This window comes from Aeromonas sp. Prich7-2 (assembly GCF_017939255.1).
GTDB classification, from domain to species: domain Bacteria; phylum Pseudomonadota; class Gammaproteobacteria; order Enterobacterales; family Aeromonadaceae; genus Aeromonas; species Aeromonas caviae.
This window is the reverse complement of the sequence record NZ_JAGKRI010000061.1, coordinates 22,291-44,291: the sequence shown is the minus strand read 5'-3', so window position 1 is coordinate 44,291 and position 22,001 is coordinate 22,291. Positions and strand designations below refer to the sequence as shown.

Annotated in this window: 23 protein-coding genes; 13 read left to right on the top strand and 10 right to left on the bottom strand. The window is 64.8% G+C overall.

Going from position 1 to position 22,001, the window contains the following annotated elements:
* The first annotated feature begins 13 nt into the window (after positions 1 to 13).
* Positions 14 to 400 carry a peptide-methionine (R)-S-oxide reductase MsrB gene (msrB, locus tag J9892_RS11985; protein WP_010672886.1) on the top strand — a complete coding sequence of 129 codons (387 nt, stop codon included), beginning with the start codon at positions 14 to 16 and terminating at the stop codon, positions 398 to 400.
* Between the two features lie 70 nt (positions 401 to 470).
* On the opposite strand, the gene J9892_RS11980 is transcribed toward msrB, so the two are convergent.
* The 4 genes from J9892_RS11980 to J9892_RS11965 all read right to left on the bottom strand — a co-directional run bounded on the left by J9892_RS11980 (position 471) and on the right by J9892_RS11965 (position 4,416).
* Positions 471 to 1,340, bottom strand: coding sequence for an AraC family transcriptional regulator (locus J9892_RS11980; RefSeq protein WP_041214532.1), 870 nt, complete (start codon positions 1,338 to 1,340; stop codon positions 471 to 473).
* 137 nt (positions 1,341 to 1,477) lie between these two features.
* Positions 1,478 to 2,620, bottom strand: a complete 1,143-nt coding sequence (gene chrA / locus J9892_RS11975; protein WP_210538379.1) for a chromate efflux transporter — start codon at positions 2,618 to 2,620, stop codon at positions 1,478 to 1,480.
* A 172-nt stretch (positions 2,621 to 2,792) separates the two neighbouring features.
* Positions 2,793 to 3,233 (bottom strand): NUDIX hydrolase, encoded by a 441-nt coding sequence (locus J9892_RS11970; protein ID WP_104455281.1) that lies wholly within the window; start codon positions 3,231 to 3,233, stop codon positions 2,793 to 2,795.
* A 178-nt stretch (positions 3,234 to 3,411) separates the two neighbouring features.
* A complete protein-coding gene (locus tag J9892_RS11965) occupies positions 3,412 to 4,416 on the bottom strand; it encodes an NADP-dependent oxidoreductase (RefSeq protein WP_049635933.1) in 1,005 nt (334 codons plus the stop codon).
* Between the two features lie 176 nt (positions 4,417 to 4,592).
* Here J9892_RS11965 and J9892_RS11960 point away from each other — a divergent pair, with 176 nt between their 5' ends.
* From J9892_RS11960 to J9892_RS11950, 3 genes are all read left to right on the top strand, one after another.
* Positions 4,593 to 5,018 carry a MarR family transcriptional regulator gene (locus J9892_RS11960; RefSeq protein ID WP_029313694.1) on the top strand — a complete coding sequence of 142 codons (426 nt, stop codon included), beginning with the start codon at positions 4,593 to 4,595 and terminating at the stop codon, positions 5,016 to 5,018.
* A gap of 35 nt (positions 5,019 to 5,053) precedes the next feature.
* Positions 5,054 to 5,284: a hypothetical protein gene (locus J9892_RS11955; RefSeq protein WP_029313696.1), complete on the top strand. Its 231-nt coding sequence runs from the start codon at positions 5,054 to 5,056 to the stop codon at positions 5,282 to 5,284.
* 148 nt (positions 5,285 to 5,432) lie between these two features.
* The gene (locus J9892_RS11950) at positions 5,433 to 5,750 is read left to right on the top strand and encodes a hypothetical protein (RefSeq protein WP_041211026.1); all 318 of its coding nucleotides are present in this window, start codon (positions 5,433 to 5,435) and stop codon (positions 5,748 to 5,750) included.
* 132 nt (positions 5,751 to 5,882) lie between these two features.
* Here J9892_RS11950 and J9892_RS11945 read toward each other — a convergent pair whose 3' ends face one another.
* On the bottom strand, positions 5,883 to 6,359 hold the full coding sequence (locus J9892_RS11945) for an Lrp/AsnC family transcriptional regulator (RefSeq protein WP_010672894.1): 477 nt from the start codon (positions 6,357 to 6,359) through the stop codon (positions 5,883 to 5,885).
* 309 nt (positions 6,360 to 6,668) lie between these two features.
* Positions 6,669 to 7,292: a metalloregulator ArsR/SmtB family transcription factor gene (locus tag J9892_RS11940; RefSeq protein WP_041214535.1), complete on the bottom strand. Its 624-nt coding sequence runs from the start codon at positions 7,290 to 7,292 to the stop codon at positions 6,669 to 6,671.
* Positions 7,293 to 7,440: 148 nt separating this feature from the next.
* Between J9892_RS11940 and J9892_RS11935 the strand changes: the two genes are divergently transcribed.
* Both J9892_RS11935 and J9892_RS11930 read left to right on the top strand, forming a co-directional pair.
* Positions 7,441 to 8,679 (top strand): MFS transporter, encoded by a 1,239-nt coding sequence (locus J9892_RS11935; RefSeq protein ID WP_210538378.1) that lies wholly within the window; start codon positions 7,441 to 7,443, stop codon positions 8,677 to 8,679.
* Positions 8,680 to 8,913: 234 nt separating this feature from the next.
* Positions 8,914 to 9,735 (top strand): Cof-type HAD-IIB family hydrolase, encoded by an 822-nt coding sequence (locus J9892_RS11930; protein ID WP_049635931.1) that lies wholly within the window; start codon positions 8,914 to 8,916, stop codon positions 9,733 to 9,735.
* A 54-nt stretch (positions 9,736 to 9,789) separates the two neighbouring features.
* Here J9892_RS11930 and J9892_RS11925 read toward each other — a convergent pair whose 3' ends face one another.
* The gene (locus tag J9892_RS11925; RefSeq protein WP_010672898.1) at positions 9,790 to 10,353 is read right to left on the bottom strand and encodes a DUF2799 domain-containing protein; all 564 of its coding nucleotides are present in this window, start codon (positions 10,351 to 10,353) and stop codon (positions 9,790 to 9,792) included.
* 200 nt (positions 10,354 to 10,553) lie between these two features.
* Between J9892_RS11925 and J9892_RS11920 the strand changes: the two genes are divergently transcribed.
* The 3 genes from J9892_RS11920 (at position 10,554) to J9892_RS11910 (ending at position 14,642) form a co-directional block, all read left to right on the top strand.
* A complete protein-coding gene (locus tag J9892_RS11920; protein ID WP_151028214.1) occupies positions 10,554 to 11,393 on the top strand; it encodes a 2OG-Fe(II) oxygenase family protein in 840 nt (279 codons plus the stop codon).
* A 209-nt stretch (positions 11,394 to 11,602) separates the two neighbouring features.
* Positions 11,603 to 12,916 carry a sodium-dependent transporter gene (locus J9892_RS11915; protein WP_128272362.1) on the top strand — a complete coding sequence of 438 codons (1,314 nt, stop codon included), beginning with the start codon at positions 11,603 to 11,605 and terminating at the stop codon, positions 12,914 to 12,916.
* 412 nt (positions 12,917 to 13,328) lie between these two features.
* Positions 13,329 to 14,642, top strand: coding sequence for a sodium-dependent transporter (locus J9892_RS11910; protein ID WP_041211033.1), 1,314 nt, complete (start codon positions 13,329 to 13,331; stop codon positions 14,640 to 14,642).
* Positions 14,643 to 14,678: 36 nt separating this feature from the next.
* On the opposite strand, the gene J9892_RS11905 is transcribed toward J9892_RS11910, so the two are convergent.
* The 3 genes from J9892_RS11905 to J9892_RS11895 form a co-directional block, all read right to left on the bottom strand.
* Complete coding sequence (locus J9892_RS11905; protein ID WP_210538377.1) at positions 14,679 to 16,316, bottom strand: hypothetical protein; 1,638 nt, start codon at positions 16,314 to 16,316, stop codon at positions 14,679 to 14,681.
* Positions 16,317 to 16,457: 141 nt separating this feature from the next.
* Positions 16,458 to 16,922, bottom strand: coding sequence for a hypothetical protein (locus J9892_RS11900; RefSeq protein WP_041211035.1), 465 nt, complete (start codon positions 16,920 to 16,922; stop codon positions 16,458 to 16,460).
* Positions 16,923 to 16,951: 29 nt separating this feature from the next.
* Entirely contained in the window at positions 16,952 to 18,325 is a 1,374-nt protein-coding gene (locus J9892_RS11895; RefSeq protein WP_161470179.1) for a PLP-dependent aminotransferase family protein, read from the bottom strand.
* Between the two features lie 116 nt (positions 18,326 to 18,441).
* Between J9892_RS11895 and J9892_RS11890 the strand changes: the two genes are divergently transcribed.
* From J9892_RS11890 to J9892_RS11875, 4 genes are all read left to right on the top strand, one after another.
* On the top strand, positions 18,442 to 19,038 hold the full coding sequence (locus J9892_RS11890; protein ID WP_039039402.1) for a LysE family translocator: 597 nt from the start codon (positions 18,442 to 18,444) through the stop codon (positions 19,036 to 19,038).
* A 102-nt stretch (positions 19,039 to 19,140) separates the two neighbouring features.
* Positions 19,141 to 19,731, top strand: a complete 591-nt coding sequence (locus tag J9892_RS11885) for a LysE family translocator (RefSeq protein WP_010672906.1) — start codon at positions 19,141 to 19,143, stop codon at positions 19,729 to 19,731.
* Between the two features lie 135 nt (positions 19,732 to 19,866).
* Positions 19,867 to 20,559, top strand: coding sequence for an aspartate/glutamate racemase family protein (locus J9892_RS11880; protein ID WP_043155387.1), 693 nt, complete (start codon positions 19,867 to 19,869; stop codon positions 20,557 to 20,559).
* 227 nt (positions 20,560 to 20,786) lie between these two features.
* Positions 20,787 to 22,001 (top strand): aldose 1-epimerase family protein, encoded by a 1,215-nt coding sequence (locus J9892_RS11875; RefSeq protein WP_210538376.1) that lies wholly within the window; start codon positions 20,787 to 20,789, stop codon positions 21,999 to 22,001.

The window sequence follows — 22,001 nt, the reverse complement described above, 5'->3', positions numbered from 1 at the left end:
GTGAGGAGCCGGAATGAGCAGTAACAACCCTGAACAGTGGCGCGACAAGCTGAGTGCAGAGCAGTTCCACGTCTGCTGGGAGAAAGGGACCGAGCGTCCCTACAGCGGTGCACTGCTGCACAACCGCAAGAGCGGCGATTACCACTGCGTCTGCTGCAAGCAGGTGCTGTTCCACTCAGGCGCCAAGTTCGACGCGGGCTGCGGCTGGCCCTCGTTCGACCGGGCCATCGAGGGGACGGTGACCTACACCGAGGACAACAGCCACGGCATGAAGCGGGTGGAGATCACCTGCAGCCAGTGCGGCTCCCACCTCGGCCACGTCTTCCCCGACGGGCCGACCGAGACCGGCCAGCGCTACTGCGTCAACAGCCTGAGCCTGGATTTCGAGCCCGACGCCTGATCCCCGACACGACCAGCGGCGCCTCCCTTCGGAGGCGCCGCTTTTTTATCTCCCCCTGTCAGGTGCCGGGCTATGCCAGCGGCAGGTAGATGTCGGTGACCAGCTCATGGGTGGGCACCTCGTGTACAAAGTTGTGGTAGTGGAAGAAGAGCGGAAAATCCCGCAGCTCTTCGCCGCTGGCGGGCAGCCAGTCGCGGTAGAGCGCCCGGGCACAGTCGGCCAGGAGGTCGTGGGAGCCGTGGTGGCGTACCACGGCGCAGCGCCCGGCCGGGATGAGGGCATTCTTCACGCCCCATTCATTGTCCTCGGCGACGGGGGACTCGACGCTGCCACAGAGGGTAAAGCGAAACGCCGCACCCTCCGTCGTGGCGGGGTCGTCCGGCGCCAGACCATAGGTCCGGCTGGTGGCGACCGGGGAGCCGCCCGTGGCCTTGCGCCACTGGATGAAGCGCGCCGCGGTGTCGTTGATGCGCTCGGGCAGGCCCTGATGGGTCAGGGCGGCGACGGCGGTCTGCGGGAACTGGATGATGTCGACTCGCATGGGGTCAATCCTCTTTGTGGGGGGCCGTGGCAGGCAGCGATGCCAGTTGGCCCAGTCCGGGTGCTGCCTGAACTGGCTGGGCGTCAGGCCGAACGTCTGCTTGAAGGCGCGACTGAAAGATTCGCCATGCTGGAAGCCGGCATCGAGGGCGATATCAGTCACCTTGTCCAGAGGCGCGAATGCCAACCGGTAAGAGGCCTGCTTCAGCCGCAGCAGCTGGATGTAACGCCCCAGCGGCACGCCGCAGTAAGCGGCAAATTGCCGATGAAAGTGAAAGGGCGAAAAGTGCGCCACGGCGCTGAGCCGCTCCAGCGACAGGTCGTCGTCGAGATGGCGCTCGATGTGCTCTGTCACCGTTTGAAAGCGTCGGCGGTAGGCCTCTGTCTGGTTGTGATCCATGGTCTCTCCTCTGTGCTGCCCACTATCGGCCAACGGGCCCGAGCTGTCCTGACGGATCTTGCTCTCTTTGCCTCCCTTCGGGGAGAAGATCCACGACCGACAGCCCGGCGGGCGCTGCCTGACTTGTCGCGGGTTCGTCAGGCCAACAACAGGGCTGCCCCCGTCAGCAGGGCGGCGAGGGGCAGCACGGGGAGCCGTGGCACCCGCAGCAGGTAGAAGCCGACGGCGGCCAGCGCCAGATCGGTGGGGGAGAGCACGGCGCTCTGCCACACCGGCTGATAGAGGGCCGCCAGCAGCAGCCCCACCACGGCGGCGTTGATACCGGCCACGGCCCCCGCCAGACGGGGGCGGGCCAGCCAGTGCTGCCAGCAGGGGCCCAGCGCCCAGAGCAGCAAGAAACCCGGCAGGAAGAGCGCCAGGGTCGCCAGCAGCGCTCCGATGAGGGGAGTGGCGGGCAGCAGCACGGCGCCCAGGTAGGTGGCCAGGGTGAACATGGGGCCGGGTACCAGCTGGGCCAGGCCGTAGCCGGTCAGGAACTGCTGCTCGCTCAGGTGGTGACCCAGGCTCTCCTGCAACAGGGGCAGCACCACGTGACCACCTCCAAACACCAGGCTGCCTGCCCGGTAAAACTCGGCCAGCAACTGGCTGACGGGGCCGCTCGCCACCAGGGGCAGGCCGACGAACAGCAGGGCGAACAGCAGCAGGGTCGGCCAGTGAGGCTGGCGAGCAGGAGTGGACGCGAGGCCCTGACTCCCCGGGTGCGGCTCGCGCAAGGCACAGAGCAGGGCCGCGCCGAGCAGCATGGCGACCTGGGTCAGAAGCCCGGGGGCGCACCAGAGGGCGGCGGCGGTGGCCACCATGACCCCCTGTTGCAGTGCCGTCTTGCAGAACTGGCGGCTCATGGTGAGCACGGCATCCGCCACCACGACGAGCGCCAGCAGCTTGAGGCCGTGCAGGGCGGCGTCCAGCCAGAGGCTGCCCGCAAGCTGACCCAGACCGACGGCGGCCGCCAGCAACAGCAGGAAGGAGGGGAGGGTAAAGCCGACGAAGGCGGCCAGGGCGCCGCTGATGCCGGCGCGGTGGCGGCCGATGGCAAAGCCGAGCTGGCTGGAGGCCGGACCCGGCAGCAGTTGGCACAGGGCCAGCAACTGGGCGAACTCCGCCTGGCTCAGCCAGCCCAGCCGCTGGACAAAGGTGCGCTGAAAATAGCCGATATGGGCGGCCGGCCCGCCAAAACTGATGCACCCCAGCCACAAGAACTGCATGAATACCTGTCCCATCTTCCCCTCCTCGTCATCATCCTGGCCCGGATAATATGACAAAAAAGTGACAGTTTGGTGACGGTACGCCCTCCCGCGCTGCCTGCCATCAACAGGGGCTGGCGGGGGGCTGGTCGCCTCCGCCAGCAGACGAGAGGTACCGGGGTGACGCGCGGCAGCCTGCCGGTGAGGGTCAGGGGGCCGGTTGTGCCTGGGGCAGGTAGCATTGTCCCGCCAGCCAGCAGGCGATGGACTGGCGACTGGCATCGAAGTGAGGCTCGGGCAGAGTGTGCGGGTCGCACCAGCTCCAGCCCTCGCATTTTTCCGGCTCCAGCAGTTGCGGCTCCCCGTCCACCTCTGCCAGCAAGGTGACCGAGATGTAGTGCAGGCCGCTCTCGCGCCAGGTCTCCAGGTTGTTGGTGACGGCGATGACGCGAGGCTGGTGGATGACGAAGCCGGTCTCCTCCGCCACCTCCCGGATGGCTGCCGACTCGAAGGTCTCCCCCAATTCCAGATGACCGCCTGCGATGGACCAGTAGGGGGCATGGCTGCCCTTGCGCTTGCCAAGCAGTACCTGGCCCTGGCCATTGGTGAGAATGACGCCGACACCGACGCGGGGATAGGGGGTAGACATAGGGGAGGCTCCTTGCTGAGACGGCGGGGTGCGCCAGGGAAAACGGGCCTACCTTAGGGGGGATGGGCCCGTTGTGCAAGCCGCCTGTTCAAGGGCGATCGGATGCCGATTTTCCATCGCTTAAATGGATGGGTCTGGCGATATTCTATCTGTTAAATAGATGGGAAATGCCTCCGGATCAGGGCAGTCTGACCAGCATCTTGCCGGTATTGCGGCCCTGGAACAGTCCGATAAAGGCTTGCGGCATGCTGGCCAGCCCCTCGCTGACGGTCTCCTCGGCCTGGAGGGTGCCCGCCTCGAAGGCCGGCATGGCCTCGGCCAGGAACGCCCCGTAGTGTTGCCAGTGATCGGAGACCAGCAGCCCCTGCATCAGGATGCGCTTGCGGATCACCTGGGAGAGGTTGCGCGGGCCGCTGGCCTGGCCGTTGCTGTTGTACTGCTCGATGAGGCCGCACAGCACGATGCGCCCGTGCACCACCAGGTGGTTGAGGGCGGCATCCAGCATGGCGCCCCCCACGTTCTCGAAGTAGACGTGGATGCCTTCGGGGGCGAGGCGGGCCAGCTCGGCGTCGAGATCAGGGGTCTCCCGGTAGTTGATCACCGCATCGGCTCCCAGGGTCTTGAGGTAGGCGACCTTGTCGGCCGAGCCGGTGGAGCCGATGACCCTGGCCCCCGCCTGCTTGGCGAGCTGGACCGCCATGGTGCCGACCGCCCCGGAGGCTGCCGAGACCAGCAGGGTTTCACCGGCCTTCAGGTGTGCCACCTTGTGCAGGCCCGCCCAGGCGGTCATGCCCGGCATGCCGAGGGCGCCGAGGAAGCGCTGGGGCGGCAGGGTGGTGTCGGGCAGGCGGGTGAGCTGGGCGGCGTTTGCCACGAAGGCATCCCGCCAGCCCAGCATGCTGCTCACCTTGTCCCCCACCTTGAAATCGGGGTGGCGCGATGCCTGTACCGTGCCGATGGCGCCGCCGTCGAGGGGACCGTTGAGGGGGAAGGGAGGAACGTAGCTTTTTGCCTCGCTCATGCGGCCGCGCATGTAGGGGTCCACCGACAGCCACTGGTTGGCGACCTGCACCTCTCCCTCCTGCAGGGCGGGCAGGGGCACGTCCCGGAGGGCGAAGTCCTCCAGGGTGGGGAGACCGGTGGGGCGACGCAGCAGTTGGATTTGATGGCTGATGGCATTCATGGGCATTCTCCGGCAGTGGGGCCGCGCGTCGGGCGGCGGCCTGGCATTTTTGTTTGTGTGCAAACTAAAATCAGGGTAGTCCTGAACGCGGGGGCTGGCAACTGTTTTGTGTGCAAACTATTCAGCCCCGAAGTTGATGGGGTATACTGCCCCCCTTGTCGTCAGCGAGGTCCTCCATGAGCGAATTGAAAAAGCAGGTCTGTTTTGCCCTCTACAGCGCCTCCAATGCGGTGATGCGTGCCTATCGGCCGCTGCTGGACAAGCTGGATCTCACCTATACCCAGTACCTGGTGATGCTCTCGCTCTGGGCCCGGGACGAGGTCAGCCTCAAGGAGATAGGGCAGGAGACCGGACTGGATGCGGGCACCCTGACCCCCATCGTCAAGCGGCTGGAGAGCAAGGGGTGGCTGACCCGAACCGTCTCCCACGAGGATGAGCGGCAAAAGTGCATCAGTCTGACCGAGGCGGGACGCCAGTTGCAGCAGGAGGTCAGGGAGTGCTGTCTGGCGGACAGCTTGCGCAATCAGGTGGATCTGGCCGATGCTGAGTTGGCCCAGCTCAAGCAGCTTTGCGATCGCGTGGCGGCGCAGCTGGGGCGCTGATCCCTTTTCCCGTCAGGAGTGACCCGATGAAACCCATGCAATCCCTGCTGCCTCTGTTTGCCATCCTGCTGTGCGCCTGCGCCGATACCTCCTATCCCCGTTCCGAGCTGCAGATCGACGATGCCGATGCCTGGCAGGCCATCTGCAAGGACGGGGTCCGGGTGCGGGCGGTCACCGACGAGGGGATCTGTGCGGATCACCGCGGGGTGGCCATGTGGACAAATAAACCAAGGGCTGCACGGATGGCAGAAGAAGCGGCCAAGTAGTGTGACCTGTACGACATAAAATGACATGACCGGCCATGGGGCCGGTTTTTTTCGCGATCTTGCCAGCACTTTGGCACCTTGTTCATGGTGCACTCATTTTTCTCTTCCCATACTGGCCCTCAAGGTAGCAAACCAACAGGAGAGAGAGATGCAATCATCCATCGTCGGGCTCTCCATTCTGTGGGGGCTGGCCAGCTTTGGTGTTCAGGGGGATTTCATCGAGAGCCGTGATACCGCCTCCCCCTCCTGGCAGGCCGAGTCCAGAGTGGAGATGGAAGGGTACTTGATGGAGTCGTTGGGCGCCGATCGCTGGGTGTTCGACAACGGCAGCGAGAGCCTGGAAATATCTCTGCCTAAAGGGCAGTGGGTGTCGACCGGTGAGCGGCTGCGGCTGCGTGGCGAACCCCTGCAGGAGCAGAGCGGCTGGTTGCTGCAGGTGCAGGACGTCAGCCAGGTCGAGGCATGACGAGGCGTTCGCCACCTGGCGGCGCGAGGGCGCCCGGGGGCGGTGTTGACCGCGAATGCCCTTGATAGCAGAGACAAGAAGAGGAGGCCCGGGCCTCCTCTTGCTTTTGGTGCTCCCCGGATGAGGGGTGGGTCAGCCCAGGTGGTTGAGGGGCAGGGCGGTCTTGTGCTTGATGCGGCGCAGCACGAAGCTTGAACGCACCCCGGTCACGCCGGAGATGTGGGTCAGCTTGTCCAGCAGGAAGTGCTGGTAGTGCTCCATGTCCCGCACCACCACCTTGAGCTGGTAATCCGCATCGTTGCCGGTGATGAGGTCGCACTCCAGCACCTCGGGCAGATCCTTGACGGCGCGATCGAAGTTCTCGAACCGCTCCGGAGTGTGCCTGTCCATGGAAATGTGAATGTAGGCGGTGAGGGTCAGCCCCAGTTGGCGGGCATTGAGCAGGGTGACATGGGTATCGATGAGACCGGCATCCTCCAGCGCCTTGACCCGGCGCGAGCAGGGGGAGGGAGAGAGCCCGACCAGCTCGGCCAGCTCCAGGTTGCTGATGCGGCCATTTTCCTGCATCAGCTCCAGAATATGCCTGTCTATACGATCAAGTTTCAGCATTCTCCGTACCTCTTCGCAATTACTAATCCACTTTTCCTAGATTAAGGGTGAACTATTGCAAAAACAACTGAAAATACCTGCTACTTCACAACCACTCACCGCATCGCGGGGAGTACCATGGTTACATCTTCCGGTGGCAAGACAGGCGCCCGACCAGGCACCTGTGGTGAAGGACCTTACCGGGTCAAGAGCCCCATCAGCCGTTCGACCTTATCGGGAAACAACGGGCTGGAACGAGAGCACCCCCTCCCCGAAGGCAACAAAGCAGGCATCCCGGCGCCTGCTTTGTTGTTTTTGCGTTCCGCCCGCTCAGGGGCGGGGCGGCCGGATGCGATAGAGACAGCGGCTGTCCCCCTCCAGCAGATACTGCTCCCGCTCCACCTCGGCCGGCGCCAGCAACCGGCGAAACAGCGCCAGCTCGCTGCGGCAAAAGCCCCGACAGGCCCTGGCCGCACTGCAGATGGGGCAGTGACTCTCCCACCACAGCCAGCTGCCGTCCTCCTCCTGCGACATGTCCGCCATATACCCCTCCTGGGTGCGCAGCGCCTTGAGCGTCATCAGCCTGTCTGCCAGCGCCGGCTGGGTCAGCCTGGATTCATAGCGTGCCTGCATCTGCTGCTCCCGCCGCGTGATGAGCTGCTCCATGCCCGCGTCGCCAAACACCTGCCGGATGTCGTCGATCAGTTGCAGGGTCAGATCGCCATGGGTGTCGGGGAAGCGTTGCCAGGCCTGGTCGGTGAGGTGCCACAGGCGCACCGGGCGACCACGGCCGCGGGCCTCGTCACTAAACCCCACCCAGCCCTCGGACTCCAGGGCCATCAGGTGCTGGCGCGCCCCCATGGACGTCATCTGCAACTGGTCGCCGAGTTCGGCGGCGCTCTGGGGGCCGCGGGTTTTCAGCAGATAGAGGATCTTGTCGGTACTGGCGTTCATGGGGGCTCCGGTGGTGGGTATCGGTGCGGTGACCGCCTGGATGAGGTCATTATGGGTAGCAGGGCGATTTAAATCAACAATCTGCTTTACTTAATGGACGACCCCTCACAATATAAATAAACCGATAACTTTATTTAATGAGGCGAAGATGGAAGGGATCAAGGGACAGGTGACCCTCTGGGTATTGGTGATGACGGTGACGCTGGCGGTGGCGGGGTTCAGCCTGCCTTCCCCCGTCCTGGCGCCGCTGCTGCTGGATCCGGCCCAGGGCATGCTGACGCCACAGGCGTCGGACTGGAGCCGCAAGGTGTGGCTTGGCGTCATCATGGGGCTCTATCCGTTGTTTCAACTGCTGGGGGCCCCCTTGCTTGGCCGCCTCTCCGATCGCCATGGGCGCAAGCCGGTGCTGACACTCTGTCTGGTGGGGGTGCTGGCGGGGTATGTGCTGATGGCCCTCGGCATCGCCTGGCGTTCCCTGCCGCTCTTGCTGCTGAGCCGGGTGGTGGAGGGCTTCTTCAACGGCGACATCGCCATCGTGCAGGCGATGGCGGCGGACATGAGCACGGCCAGGACCAAGGCCCGCAACTTCGCCCGCATCAACATCGGCATGAACCTGGGCTGGGTGGTGGGCCCCATGATCGGAGGCTATGCGGCCGTGGTCTCGGGGGATTACAGCCTGGCGGCCTGGCTGGCGGTGGGGATGACGGTGATCAACCTGCTGCTGGTGTTCTGGCTGCTGCCCAATCGTCCCCCGGTGCCGGCGACCCGGGATGAGGCTCCCCTCTCGACCCGCCAACTGCTGCTGCAACCTCGTCTCCTGCCCTACTTTGCCTTGACCCTGGCAAGCTACGGGGCGGTGCAGCTCTACTTCACCTACTTCAATGTCTGGCTGGTGGAGCGGCTGGCATGGGATCCGGTGCAACTGGCCCAGGCCGCCGTGCTGGTGAGTGTGCCCATGATGCTGGGCTCCTGGATCGGTGAGCAGTTGGCACGGCACTGGCGCGGCAGCTCCCTTGGCATCGTCGGCCACCTGGTGATGGCGGCGGGCATGCTGATGTTCATCCTGCCGACCCAGTGGTGGGGGCTCGCGCTCACCTTCATCCCGGCGGGCATCGGCATGAGCCTGGGGGAGCTGGCCACCTCGGTGGCGGTCTCCAACCGCAGCCATGCCAGCCAGCAGGGGCAGGCGATGGGGCTCTACCGCGGTCTGGCGGTGGGCAGCGAGATCCTGGCGGTGGTGCTGGGCAGCCTGGTGCTGCTGGCGGGGACCGAGTGGCCCTTCTACCTGGCCGGCCTCTGCGGCGTGATCTGTGCCCTCGGTTTCTACGGATTGCGCAGACGGGCGGACAGGCGAAACGCCGTGGCCGGGTGCGCCGAGGCGGGCTGACGAAGGGCGCGGGGATCACAGTTCGGCGACGGGATGGCGGGCCGGACTTGCATCGCGGCGCCGAGTCTGGGACGGTATGGCTCTTTGCTCCGCTGTTCCCGCCCCCCGGCGAGCGCGTCTCCCATCATGGGCCTTGCGATGCCCAGTCCGCATTCCCGGCGGTGAGATGTGTCGTCATGGCACTGGAAACGGGAGGGATGGCGCCGCACCCGTCTCGACATTCTTGGAGGTGATATGAGTCGTTATCAGGCCATTGCATTGGACATGGACGGTACCCTGCTGAACCGGGATCACAAGATCTCGTCCGCTACCCGGGCGGCCCTGGCCCAGGCCCGGGCCCACGACATCAAGGTGCTGCTGGTGACGGGTCGCCACTTCATGACGGCCCGTCCCTTCCACCACGAGCTGGCCCTCGACACCCCCATCATCTGCAGCAACGGTGCCTACCTCTATGATCCGGTGCAGGAGAGGATCCTCGCCGGGGATCCCCTGGCCGTGGCGCCTCTCACCACCCTGCTGGAGGAGGTGCAAGCCCAGCAGATGGGGGCGCTGTTCCACCTGGGGGACGGCATCGGCTACCTGGGCTGCGAGGAGCACGTGGGCCGGATGCGGCGCTGGTCGGCAACCCAGCCGGATCACCTCAAGGTCTCCCTGCTGCCCGCCGAGGATATCGAGTCCTGGTTGCAGTCCCCCATCTGGAAGCTGGAGTTGTTCAACCAGGATCCCGGCCGGTTGCACCGTTTCGTCGGGGAGGTGGTGGAGAGATTGCCCTTCACCCGTGACTGGGCGGCCCCCTATGCGGTGGAGCTGGTGCAGCCAGGTTGCAGCAAGGGCAACCGGCTGGCCCAGTGGGCCGCGAGGGAGGGGATCGCCATGGAGAACCTGGTGGCCTTTGGCGACAACAACAACGACATCAGCATGTTCGAGCAGGTGGGGCTGGCGGTGGCCATGGGCAATGCGGCGCCCCAGATCCAGGCCCATGCAGACCGGGTCACCGCGGATCACAACGAGGATGGCATCGCCCTGGCGTTGCAGCGCTGGGTCCTGCCGGCCTGAGGGGAAAAACAGTCTGCGGCATAAACAGAAAGGGGCCATGTCGGCCCCTTTTTGTCAGCTCCCGAAGGAGAACTGGATCACCCGATCCGGGAAGCGCAGCCGATTGTAGTCCCGGTATACTCCTTCGTAGTGACGGATGGCGCGCTCGCGCTGGGCACGGTAGTAGTCGCGCTGGCGGCTGTCGCTCTCGCCCCGGATCTGCTGATCCAGCTGGTGGATGCTCCGCTCGGTGCGCTCCAGCTCCTGCTGCAATTCGCCGAGGCGCTGCTCCAGCAGGTACTCCTTGCGGCCGCGCTCGAACTGGGTGAGGAAGCTGGTGTCGTTGGGGCAGACCCCCAGGTATTCGCTCCCCTCCCGTCCCTTGCTGTAGGCAAGCTCGGGGATGCAATAGAGCTCCAGCCCCTTGGCGTAGCCGCGCTGCCACTCCGCCTCATCCACCTTGAGGCCGTACTCCCCGCAGGTCTTCTGATAGTCGCGGGTGGCGCTCCGGGTCTTGCCCTGCTCCCCGTCCTGATAGCCCTGGTTGTACCAGCTCATGGCACGGCACTCCTCCTCCGAGAGGGAACTGCACCCGGCGAGCAGGAAGGGAAGGGTCAACAACAGGATCTTGGGGGACATGAGGGGGCTCCGACAGCAAAGGGGGTGGGGCATTCTAGAAGAGGAGGCCCGTCCGGGACAAGCACCGGGCGAGGGGGCCGTATCATGATGTTTTTATCAGTATTTTCAAGCCGTTGTAGACGGGCTTCCGGCAGCCTTTTCTTGCCGGGGGAGGCAGGGTAAACTGCGCCTACTTTTAACTGGCATGTAACATAAAAACAATGAAAGTCCTGACCGTCGATTATCGCTCCCCCGATGCGGCCGAGCGCTTCACCGAATCCCTGCGCACCACCGGCTTCGGAGTGCTGACTCACCACCCCATCCCGAAGGAGCTGGTGCAGTCCATCTATGACAACTGGTATCGCTTCTTCATGAGCGAACAGAAGCAGGATTTCCTGTTCAATCGCGAGACCCAGGACGGCTACTTCCCGCCTTCGGTGTCCGAGGTGGCCAAGGGCCACAGCCAGAAGGACATCAAGGAGTACTTCCACATCTATCCCTGGGGCCAGATGCCGGCAGAGCTGAAAGAGCAGGCGATGGAGTACTACCGCCTCGCCAACAATCTGGCCGCCGAGCTGCTGGGCTGGGTGGAGCAGCACACCCCGGGCGACATCGCCGCCCACTACAGCTGCCCGCTCTCCTCCATGATCGAAGAGAGCCACAAGACCCTGCTTCGGGTGCTGCACTACCCGCCCTTCGACGGCACCGAGGAGCCGGGCGCCATCCGCGCCGCCGCCCATGAAGACATCAACCTGCTGACCATTCTGCCCGCCTCCAACGAGCCGGGCCTGCAGGTGAAAGGTTCAGACGGGGAGTGGATGGATGTGCCCTGCGATTTCGGCACCCTCATCATCAACATCGGTGACATGCTGCAGGAGGCCTCCCGCGGCTATTACCCCTCCACCACCCACAGGGTCATCAACCCGACCGGGGGCAGTGCCGCCAAGTCCCGCATCTCCTTGCCGCTCTTCCTGCACCCCCGTCCGGATGTGGTGCTCTCGGAGCGTCACACCGCCCACAGCTATCTGATGGAGCGGCTGCGGGAGCTGGGGGTGATCTAATCCCGCCAGACCCGGGCAGACAACAAACCGGAGCATCCCCGCTCCGGTTTTTATTTTGTGGCACGATTGGTTGGTTATCCGAATTTTATTGGTTAATGATGCTAAAAACTGAGTTTTATATCGGATATACGCCGAGTGATTGCGCGCCCGCGGGCGTACTCTGAGCGCCATTTCGGGCCTCGCTGGCAGGCCCTTCCCGTGGAGTTCTTATGAAGCAGTCCCAATGGTCATCCCGGCTCGGTTACATCCTGGCCGCCGCAGGTTCCGCGGTCGGTCTCGGCGCCATCTGGAAGTTCCCCTATGTCACCGCCGCCAACGGTGGCGGCGCCTTCCTGCTGGTCTTTCTGCTGTTCAGCTTCACCCTGGGGGTGGCGGTGCTGATGGGGGAGACCCTGATCGGCAGCCTGACCCGGCGCGGGGTGGTGGGCGCCTTTGGTGAACTGATGGGCAGGCGCTGGCGCTGGGTCGGTGCCATGGGCTTGCTGTGCAGCCTGCTCATCTTCTGTTTCTACAGCGTGGTGGGCGGCTGGACCCTGGGGTACACGGGCATGGCCCTGGCGGGGGAGCTGCAACAGGGGGACGGCACGGCACTGACCGCCCGTTTCAACGACTACGTCGGTGATCCGCTCTGGCCGGTGCTGACCCACCTGCTGTTTGCCGGCTTGACCTGGTGGTTCGTGCGGGGCGGCGTGCAACAAGGGGTGGAGCGCACCCTGCGCTGGATGATGCCGGCCCTCTTCATCATGATCCTGCTGCTGGTGGCCTTCGGCCTTACCCTGCCGGGCGCCATGGCCGGGGTGCGCCACTTCCTGATGCCCGATTTCAGCAAGCTCGGCATGTCGGGTGTGCTGGACGCCATGGGGCTGGCCTTTTTCTCCCTCTCCATCGGCCTTGGCATCCACACCACCTATGGCGCCTACCTGCCTTCCAGTGAAGGGGTCGGTCGCTCCAGCCTCTGGGTGGTGCTGCTGGCGAGCGTCATCGCCGTGCTGGCGGGCCTGATGATCTTCCCGGTACTGGCGGCGACCGGTATTGACCCGGCCTCGGGCCCGGGCCTCACCTTCATGACCATGCCGGCGGTGTTCCAGCAACTGCCCTTCGGCCAGGGGCTGGCGGTGGTGTTCTTCTCCCTGCTGGTGGTGGCGGCGCTCTCCTCCTCCATCTCCCTGCTGGAGCACTTGCAGTGCTTCCTGTGCGAGAGCCTGGGCTGGTCCCGCCGCGCGGCGTGCAACCTGGTCATTGCCCTGGTGATGGCGGGTGGCATCCCGGTGAGCCTGTCGTTCGGTCCCTGGGCCACCCTGACCCTGTTTGGCAAGAACATCTTCGAGTTGCTGGACTTCATCACCTCCAACCTGATGATGCCCCTGTTCGGGCTGGCCCTGACGCTGCTGCTGGGCTGGCGGCTCGGTCGCCAGGCGCTGCCCGAAGGGCTGGCTCCCCACTGGCGGGCACTGCTGATGGGCTGCTGGCGCTGGCTGGCTCCCCTGCTCATTGGCGGCATTCTGGTGCGCGGCCTGGTGTAGGGAGGCTTGGTCATCTCTGCCACTCCCCGGCCGGGCTGGCCGGGGAGTGGGGTGGCAGGATTGACTCTTTATAAAAATCTGTTAATTAAAAATTAACAGAGTAACTGTCTGAAATTTCGATATTTTATTTTGGTTAAATCTGTTTTTGGTTCTGTTTTAGACTATTTCCTGTCAACTTCTCTTGCCATGGTTTAGGCTGTGGCTCCTTTTTACCGTGCAGGCGTCGCCCTCCCATGTCACCCCTTATCGCTCTCTGTGGCCGATTTAGCCCCTTCCTGGAGAGGTGACCTTGCAGGTGTCGTTTGTCTGACTGTTCATTGCCAAGGTCGCCCTCAGGCGGCCTTTTTTGTTGCGGCGCACACCGCGTCTAGCCATGGAGTATCGAACTGATGTTGTCTTGCCCGGAGGTTGTATGAGCCAGGTTCAGTGGTCTTCCCGTATTGGTCATGTGCTGGCGGCCGCCGGCTCGGCGATCGGCCTTGGCGCCATCTGGAAGTTTCCCTATGTGACAGCCACCAACGGTGGCGGTGCCTTCCTGCTGGTGTTCCTGCTCTTCAGCTTCACCCTGGGGGTCGCGGTGCTGGTGGGGGAGACCCTGCTCGGCAGCCGCAGCCAGCGCGGCGTGCTCGGCGCCTTCCACAAGCTGGTGGGGCCGAACTGGCGCTGGATGGGTTACATGGGGATCCTGTGTGGCTTCTTCATCTACAGCTTCTACAGCGTGGTGGGGGGCTGGACCGTGGGCTATGCAGCCCTGGCCGTGGGCGGCGAGCTCAACCTGAGTGAGGCGAGCACCCTCACCGCACTCTTTACCGGTTATGTGAGCGATCCCCTCTGGCCGGCCCTCACCCATCTCGTCTTCGCCGGGCTCACCTGGTGGTTCGTGCAGGGAGGGCTGCAACAGGGGGTGGAGCGGGCGCTGCGCTGGATGATGCCGGCCCTGTTCGTGATGATGCTGCTCCTGGTGGTGACCGGGCTCTCAATGCCGGGGGCCATGGCCGGGGTACGCCAGTTCCTGATGCCCGACTTTTCCCACCTGACGGGGCAGGGGGTGCTCGACGCCCTGGGGCTGGCGTTCTTCTCCCTCTCCATTGGCCTCGGGGTACACACCACCTATGGCGCCTACCTGCCGAGCAGTGACGGGGCGCTGCGCTCCGGGGTCTGGGTGGTCACCCTGGCGAGCTGCATCTCGGTGCTGGCGGGGCTGATGATCTTCCCGGTGCTGGCCTCCACCGGCATCGATCCTGCCGCCGGCCCCGGCCTCACCTTCATGACCATGCCGGCGGTGTTCAACCACCTGCCGTTCGGTCAGGGGCTGGCGGTGATCTTCTTCCTGCTGCTGCTGGTGGCGGCGCTCTCCTCCTCCATCTCCATGCTGGAGCACCTGGTGCGCTTCACCACCGAGGAGTGGGGCTGGTCGCGCCGCAATGCCTGCCGGGTCCTGACCCTGCTCATCATGGCCTGCGGCATTCCGGTCAGTCTGTCGTTCGGGCCCTGGGCTGACTACACCCTGTTTGGCAAGACCCTGTTCGATCTGCTGGATTACCTCACCTCCAACCTGATGATGCCCCTGTTCGGTCTGGTGCTGACCCTGCTGCTTGGCTGGAAGCTGGGGGACAGTATTGTGCCTGCGGATCTCTCGCCGCTGATGCGTGGTGCGCTGCTCTGGTGCTGGCGGCTGGTCGCCCCCCTGCTGATCGCGGGGATCCTGGTGCGGGGCTTGTTGTAACGCACCTGCCAGGGCGGCATGCACCGCCCTGGATGGCTATAGGCCCTGATGGGGACCGAGGGGCGGCAGTTTGGGGGCTAGGTGGGATCTCACCTGTTGCAGGGTCTCCCGATAGGCGTTCCCATGGTGTTCCAGGAAGGCGGCACTGTGGTTGAGACGCTGCTCCAGCCTGTCCACCAGGCGGGCCACCGCCGGGGCCGCCATGCCGGCGGGCCAGCACTGGGTCAGCAATACCAGCAGTTGCCAGGCATCCCCCGCCTGGGCCGGGAATCGCTCCTGCAGGGTCAGAGCACTCTGCACGGCGAGCTGGAGCTGACCCGTGGTCATGGCCCGTTGCCGCTCCTCGCGCAGCTGGGTCAGCAGCTGCTCCCGCTGCGCCAGTTGCCGCGCCAGATCGTCGACCACCTGCAAAATGAGCCCCTGCAACAGCGGGGTCTGTGCCACCGGCCCCTGATATTGGCCGAGCTGGGCCAGATAACGCTGGGCATGGTGGGGAAGCCCGCAGAACTGGCTGACGGCCACCCCGAGCAACTGGTTGAGGTGATTGTCCCGCGCCGCCTCCGGCGGGTGCTTGGCCAGCAGCATCAAGGCGTCATCGAATCGATAATCCAGACCCAGCATCAGGGCGCGCAGCAGCCCCTCCTCGTGGGCCCGCAGGGTCACGGCCTGCTGGCCGAGCTCCTCCAGGGCCTGCTGCAGCCCATGAACTCTGGCCTCTCCCGGTGGATGCCAGAGCACCGCCAGGGTCGCATCCAGCAGGCAGCGTTCGACAGAGTGGCGAAACGTCTGTTTGGGGAAGTAGCGCAGGATGAAATCGCTGGCCTGCGCCAGCACCTGACCTTCATCCCTTCGCAGTAAGGCCAGCAAAATGGCCACCTGGCGCCACTGCGGCTGCCAGGGGCAGCGTTGGAGCAAGCCTGACAAGGTTTCCCAGGCCGGATCCCACTGCGCCTCGTGCAGTTGGCAGGCGAGAACCAGCGCCTGATGGATGACGGGGGGCAGTCGCTCCCGGTTGCGGGCCAGATCCTTGTGGGCGCTCTCCACCCGGTTCAGCCCGAGCAGAGCCTGGTTCAGTCCCTGGCGTGGCCACCAGGCATCGTGCTCCGTGGTGCAGATGGCGTAGTGCTGGGCGGCCTGCACCCGTTCCCCGGCTTGCAGCAGCATGTAGCCCTTTACCCTGTCCATCTGTGCTTCCAGCCCCTTGTGGCTGGCGTGCCGGTAAAGCAGATCCTCGCACTGGGCGCAGGCGCTGCGCCACTCCCTGAGCGTCATGGGGGTGGCCAGGGGGCGGGTCACCGTGGTCAGTGCCAGCAGCGCTTGCAGGCTGTGCGCCAACTGCTCCGTGGTGAAGGGCACGGCCAGACGCAGGGCGAAATAGAGGTCGGAGGGGGGGAACTGGCCGGTGTCCTCGTCCTGCTCCAGCAGCAGGAGCACGCAGCCGGGCGCGAGCAGGCCCAGGTGGTGTGCTTCATGCAGCAGCCTGACTCCCTCGTGGGCCTGGTGGTGATACTGGCGGCAAAGAATGGCATCGAAGGCGTGCTGGCGCAGCAGGGCGGGCAGGCTTGCAATCTCTTTGCAGTGGAACAGCTCGGTGGGGGGCAGCCCCAGATCACTCAGTCCCTGGGTGAGGGTCGAGCCCATCATGGCATCGTCTTCGATGAGGAGGATCTGCATCTTTGACGCTCCTTCGCCGGTCGGGGGGGCGAGGTTGGATTCAAAGTTAGCCTCCACTCTCCCGCGAGAGCCAGAGGGGGTCAATACCCCACCTGGGTCAGGAATGGCTCAGTGCCAGCCTTGGGCAGGGCAAAGAAAGCATCACTGAAGGCCGGGCCCCCTGGCCGAGAAGGGGCAGTCCCGCTGGGGGACTCGCAGCTCCCCGGCTCCCGACTCTCCCTGCCAGGCGAGCTCGAGCTGGCCCAGGCGCCCGAGGCGGCGCAGCTCGAACTCGTAGCGCAGGCAGGGGTTGTCGGTGGGCAGCTGTGTCATTCCGGCGGGCAGCCGGTAGTCGTAGCGCAGCAGGGGGCCATCTTGCAGCCGGCTTTGCACGGGCACCAGTCCCTCCGCCGTCGGTGCGGGGGCCTTGAGATAGCGGCGCAGCGCCACCGGGGCGTCGATGGCTTTTTGATAGTGAAGGCCGTTCATGGCTGCCAACTCCTCCTCCAGCCGCGTCAGCTCCCCCTCCAGCCCGCTCAGGGCGGCGCCAAGCTGTTGATGGGCCGGGGAGGCGCAGCCTCCCAGCAGCAGGGTCGCGATCAGCAGGGCGGGACGGACGGCAGACATGAAGGTTCCTCGGGTGCCAGGGTCAATGACTATAGCAGGGGATTGGTGGGCGGCGTGCCCCTCAGCAGCCCGGCGAGGCGCTCCAGCCCTTCGGCGACGCGGGCGTCGGTGGCGGGCTGACTCAGGCTGAGGCGTACTCCCTGCGGGGCGGCAAACTGGCCGGCGGCGAAGTGTTCTCCGCTGGCGACCCCCACGTCAAGGGCGTTGGCGGCCTCCGCAAACTCCTGGCTGCGCCAGGGCTCGGGCAGCGGCAGCCAGGCGTGCATGGACCCCGGCTGCCAGCGCGCTCCCGGCAACAGGTGGTGCAGGAGCTCACCCCGGCGCGCCAGGATTTTTCGCTGGTGTTCGATGAGCGGCATGATCTGGCGCTGGCTCACCAGTTTGCAGGCCAGCTCGATGAGCAGCGGACTCACCATCCAGCTCGACAGCCGCATCGCCTGGGCGAAGCCGTTGCGAAGGGCGGGAGGGGACAACACGAAGCCGACCCGCAGGCCGCCGCAGGCGATCTTGGCGAGACTGCCGAGGTAGATGACCCGCTCCGGTGCCAGGTTGACCAGGGGAGGGAGCGCACTTTCGGGCAGCAGGCCGTTGACGTCATCCTCGACGATCAGCAGATCGTGGCGACGGGCGATGGCGACGATGGCGTCGCGTCGCGCCAGGCTCATGGTGGCCGTGGTGGGGTTTTGCAGGGTGGGGGTGAGGTAGAGCAGCTTGGCCCGGCGGGTACGGCACGCGGCATCCAGCGCCTCTGGCAGCAGTCCCTCCTCATCCATCGCCAGTCCCACCACCTGATTCTTGAGCTGGCGTGCATTGCCCAGCATGCCGGGGTAGCTCAGTCCCTCGCAAAACAGGGTCTCTCCCACGCAGCCGGTGGCCAGCAGGGCCAGCATGATGCCGTGCTGGGCACCATGGCTGAACAGCAGGCGATCTTCGCTCGCCGTGATGCCCTGCTCGGCGAGCCAGTCGACGAACAGCTGGCGCTGTGCGGGGCGTCCCGCCTCCTTGTCATAACCGAGCAGGCCGTTGAGATCCCCCTGCGCCAGCTCGGTGAGCAGGGGCCTGATGATGGCGCCCCTGTCCAGCTGGACCGGGAGGTTCTGCCACAACTCGATGCGCTGGCTGTCTTCATTGCGGATCACCCATTCGTTGGCGGGATCCGCCGCTCCCCTGACCCAGGTGCCGTGCCCGACCCGGGCCGCCAGCAGGCCCCGTCGCTCCGCCTCGGTGTAGGCGCGGGTGACGGTGCCCACGGTGACCCCCAGCTTATCTGCCAGGGCCCTGTGGGTCGGCAGCCGGGTCTCGGGTGAGAGGATGCCGGTGGCGATGGCCTGCTCGATGGCCTTGACCAGTTTGAGGTAGAGGGGCCCCTCGAAAGGGGTGAGGTCGGGAGTCCAGATTGTCATGGTGACAATAAATCCATTGATCCAAGATTGTCCGCAATATAGCGTGATTATCAGCCTATACACAACCAACAAGCACACATTGTATCGGTACAATGTGGCGAGAAAGGAGTCTCCCCATGACCATCGAATGGTATGCCACCCTGTTTGGCTTCGCCCTGCTCACCTGCGGCACGCCAGGGCCGAACAACCTGATGTTGACGGCGTCCGGTGCCAACTTCGGCGTGCGTCGCACCCTGCCCCATCTCATCGGGGTGGCGGTGGGCCAGCCTGTGCTGCAACTGGTGCTGGCGCTCGGCTTCTATCCGCTGTTCGAGCGCTGGCCCCTGCTCAAGCTGAGCCTGCAGGTGCTGGGCAGCCTTTACCTGCTGTGGCTGGCGTGGCGCATCGCGGTGGCAGGCGCCCCCGGAGATCCCGCCAGCCGTGCCCGCCCCTTGACCCTGCTTGAAGGGCTGGGCTTCCAGTTCCTCAATCCCAAGGCGTGGATGATGGGGATCTCGGCCATCAGTCTGTTCAGCCTGCCGGGGAGCGACTACTGGCCGAGCATGTGGGGCATCATGAGTGTCTTCCCCATGGCGGGGTTCCCGGTCTGCTTCGCCTGGGTGATGTTTGGCCATCAGCTCAGCCGCTGGATCAACTCGGACAAGGGGTGGCGTCGTCTCAACGGCAGCCTGGGTGCCTTGACCGCCCTGTGCGTGGTGATGCTCTGGTATTAACAGCACCTTGATTTTTCATGCAAAGAAAATGCATTGCTGACCTTGTCGTCAGGGCGTCGGCTCTGCATATTAGGAGGCTTGCCGTATCTGAACGAGGTTGAGATGGATCTGAACTGGTTGCTCCCCCTGGCGGGCTTTGCCCTTATCACCTGTGGCACGCCGGGCCCCAACAACATGCTGCTCACCAGTGCCGGTGCCGCCCAGGGGTTTCGCCGCTCCGTGCCTCTGCTGGTGGGGGTGGTGGGGGGCATCAACCTGATGATCCTGGCCACGGCCCTGGGGCTCGGGGTGGTGTTCGAGCGTCTGCCCCTGCTGCACGACGGCCTCAAGCTGGTGGGGTCGGCCTACCTGCTCTGGCTGGCCTGGAAGGTGGCCAACGCCAGTGGCCCGGCGGAGGGGAACCGGCCGCTCATCCCGGCCCATCAGGGGGCCATGCTGCAACTGCTGAACCCCAAGGCCTGGATGATGGCGCTCTCCGCCATCAGCGGCTTCACCCTGGCGGGGGAGGCTTACTGGCCGTCCGCAGGCTGGGTGCTCGGCATTTTCTTCGTGACCGGCCTCTATACCGGTGCCTTCTGGGTGCTGTTCGGTGCCCAGGTGCGCCGCCTCATCCGCACCGCCACCGGCTGGCGTCGTTTCAATCTGGGCATGGGGCTCGCTACGGCGGCCTGCGTGCTGATGATCTGGGTTTAGGCCTCGGCCTGAGCCTTTACCGGCTGTCTTGTTGGCCCTTCGGGGCCTTTTTTATTGCCGGGGCGGTGCAATCAAACGCGCCCCCTGAGGGATTGCGGCATTGGTTTGCACCATCGGGTGACATAAGGAGATCCCATGAAATGTATCGGTCTGCTGGGTGGCATGAGCTGGGAGTCCACCGTCAGCTATTACCAGGCCCTCAACCGGGGGGTTCGCGAGCGGCTCGGCGGTCTGCATTCGGCGCGGGTGTTGCTGAGCAGCGTGGATTTTGCCGGGATAGAGCGGTTGCAGCACGCCGGTGACTGGCCCGCCACCGCCCGTCTGCTGGCGGCCGAGGCCAGGGCCATCCAGGCCGGTGGTGCCGATTTCCTGCTGATCGGGACCAACACCATGCACAAGGTGGCGCCGGAGATCGAGGCCGCCATCGACATTCCCCTGCTCCACATCGCCGATGCCACGGCCCATCGCCTCCAGGCCGACGGGGTGACCCGGGTGGGTTTGCTCGGCACCCGCTTCACCATGGAGCAGGATTTCTACAAGGGGCGGCTCCAGGAGCGCTTCGGGCTGGAGGTGCTGGTGCCTGATGACGCTGCACGGGAGCGGGTGCACCGCATCATCTATGACGAGCTCTGCCTCGGCGATATTCGCGAGTCGTCTCAGGCCGAGTATCTGGCCATCATCGCCGATCTGGCACAGACCGGTGCCCAGGCGGTGATCCTGGGTTGCACCGAGATCGCCCTGCTGGTGGGGGCGTGCCAGGCCGCCGTGCCTCTCTATGACACCACCGCCATCCACGCCGAAGCCGCGGTGACGCTGGCCCTTGCCTGATGTGGTGCGGGCGGGGTGAGGGGGCGCCCCTCTCGGCGCCCCGCCTGTTTTTTCCTCCTTTCATAACTGTGAGTCAGCCTTCATTTCAGCAGGGCTGAAGCCGTTTTTATTGTCAATCGGCTCACATTTCCTCTTTTTGTCTCTTGAGTCCGGGGCATCAGACGCCTAGTTTTCGATCACTGAAACGATTCAGCTTTCACAAAAACAAGAGACACGAGGATATATCCATGTTGAAGAAACTCTCCATTGCCGTGCTGCTCGCCCTGGGCGCCACCGCGGGTCACGCCGCCGAATTTCTGCTGACCGACTCCCAGCAAGGGCTAGATGTGGGCGACTGGAAGATCACCAGCGAGAAGCTCGGCATCAAGAGTCCGGTTCCCTTCACCATCGAGAAGAAACGCCTGCACGGCGGCCGCCAGGAAGGGGTGGATCTGCTCATCGTCGACAACGGCGTCATGAAGATCACCCTGGTGCCGACCCGCGGCATGGGGATCAAGGAGGTCAAGGCGGCGGATCTGCGCCTCGGCTGGGATTCACCGGTCAAGGAGGTGGTCAACCCCGCCTTCATCGATCTCGAGAGCCGTGGCGGTCTCGGCTGGCTCGACGGCTTCAACGAGATGCTGGTGCGCTGCGGCTACGAGTGGACGGGTCATCCCGGGGTGGATGACGACGGCCGCCTCAAGAGCCTCCATGGCCGGGTGCAGAACATTCCCGCCTCCGTGGTCAGCGTGACCGTGGACGACGAGCCGCCCTATGCCATCCACGTGCTGGGCCGGGTGGACGAGCGCACCTTCAAGATGAGCGAACTGGTCACCTGGACCCAGCTCAGCGTGGTGCCCGGTCAGGCGGAGTTTGCCCTGCAGGACAAGCTGACCAACCACGCGGATTACGAGAACGAGTACCAGATCATCTATCACGGCAACTTCGGGGCCCCCATTCTGGAGGAGGGAGCCAGGGTGAGCACGCCGGTGAAGCAGATCTCCCCGTTCAATGACTACGCCAAGGCCGGACTCAAGGGCTGGCAAACCTATCTGGGGCCCACCAAGGGCTTCGACGAGATGGTGTTCAACCTGGTGCCCTACAGCGACGCCGACGGCAATACCCTGGCAGTGCTGAACAACCGGGCCGGCAACGCCGGAGTGGCGGTGGGCTACAACACCAGACAGCTGCCGGTGCTGACCCTGTGGAAGAACACCGACACCCGGGCCCAGGGCTATGTGACCGGCATCGAACCCGGTACCAGCTATGCCTACAGCACCAAGTACCAGCGCCCGCTCGGGCTGGTCCCCAAGATCCAGCCGGGGGAGACCAAGACCTTCGATCTGACCTATCGCCTGCTGCAAAATGCCGACGAGGTGAAGCAGGCCCTGGCCCAGGTGGAGAAGATCCAGGGCGGTCGGGCCACCGAGCTGCGCGCGCAACCCCTGGTCAAGCTGCCATAA

Coding starts and splice junctions, on each gene's coding strand:
- J9892_RS11915 (WP_128272362.1), top strand. CDS start 11,603: ATGAAGCAGTCCCAATGGTCATCCCGGCTCGGTTACATCCTGGCCGCC.
- J9892_RS11955 (WP_029313696.1), top strand. CDS start 5,054: ATGCAATCCCTGCTGCCTCTGTTTGCCATCCTGCTGTGCGCCTGCGCC.
- J9892_RS11925 (WP_010672898.1), bottom strand. CDS start 10,353: ATGTCCCCCAAGATCCTGTTGTTGACCCTTCCCTTCCTGCTCGCCGGG.
- msrB (WP_010672886.1), top strand. CDS start 14: ATGAGCAGTAACAACCCTGAACAGTGGCGCGACAAGCTGAGTGCAGAG.
- J9892_RS11950 (WP_041211026.1), top strand. CDS start 5,433: ATGCAATCATCCATCGTCGGGCTCTCCATTCTGTGGGGGCTGGCCAGC.
- J9892_RS11960 (WP_029313694.1), top strand. CDS start 4,593: ATGAGCGAATTGAAAAAGCAGGTCTGTTTTGCCCTCTACAGCGCCTCC.
- J9892_RS11945 (WP_010672894.1), bottom strand. CDS start 6,359: ATGCTGAAACTTGATCGTATAGACAGGCATATTCTGGAGCTGATGCAG.
- J9892_RS11980 (WP_041214532.1), bottom strand. CDS start 1,340: ATGGATCACAACCAGACAGAGGCCTACCGCCGACGCTTTCAAACGGTG.
- J9892_RS11920 (WP_151028214.1), top strand. CDS start 10,554: ATGAAAGTCCTGACCGTCGATTATCGCTCCCCCGATGCGGCCGAGCGC.
- J9892_RS11940 (WP_041214535.1), bottom strand. CDS start 7,292: ATGAACGCCAGTACCGACAAGATCCTCTATCTGCTGAAAACCCGCGGC.
- J9892_RS11890 (WP_039039402.1), top strand. CDS start 18,442: ATGACCATCGAATGGTATGCCACCCTGTTTGGCTTCGCCCTGCTCACC.
- J9892_RS11935 (WP_210538378.1), top strand. CDS start 7,441: ATGGAAGGGATCAAGGGACAGGTGACCCTCTGGGTATTGGTGATGACG.
- J9892_RS11895 (WP_161470179.1), bottom strand. CDS start 18,325: ATGACAATCTGGACTCCCGACCTCACCCCTTTCGAGGGGCCCCTCTAC.
- J9892_RS11880 (WP_043155387.1), top strand. CDS start 19,867: ATGAAATGTATCGGTCTGCTGGGTGGCATGAGCTGGGAGTCCACCGTC.
- J9892_RS11885 (WP_010672906.1), top strand. CDS start 19,141: ATGGATCTGAACTGGTTGCTCCCCCTGGCGGGCTTTGCCCTTATCACC.
- J9892_RS11900 (WP_041211035.1), bottom strand. CDS start 16,922: ATGTCTGCCGTCCGTCCCGCCCTGCTGATCGCGACCCTGCTGCTGGGA.
- J9892_RS11965 (WP_049635933.1), bottom strand. CDS start 4,416: ATGAATGCCATCAGCCATCAAATCCAACTGCTGCGTCGCCCCACCGGT.
- J9892_RS11905 (WP_210538377.1), bottom strand. CDS start 16,316: ATGCAGATCCTCCTCATCGAAGACGATGCCATGATGGGCTCGACCCTC.
- J9892_RS11930 (WP_049635931.1), top strand. CDS start 8,914: ATGAGTCGTTATCAGGCCATTGCATTGGACATGGACGGTACCCTGCTG.
- chrA (WP_210538379.1), bottom strand. CDS start 2,620: ATGGGACAGGTATTCATGCAGTTCTTGTGGCTGGGGTGCATCAGTTTT.
- J9892_RS11875 (WP_210538376.1), top strand. CDS start 20,787: ATGTTGAAGAAACTCTCCATTGCCGTGCTGCTCGCCCTGGGCGCCACC.
- J9892_RS11910 (WP_041211033.1), top strand. CDS start 13,329: ATGAGCCAGGTTCAGTGGTCTTCCCGTATTGGTCATGTGCTGGCGGCC.
- J9892_RS11970 (WP_104455281.1), bottom strand. CDS start 3,233: ATGTCTACCCCCTATCCCCGCGTCGGTGTCGGCGTCATTCTCACCAAT.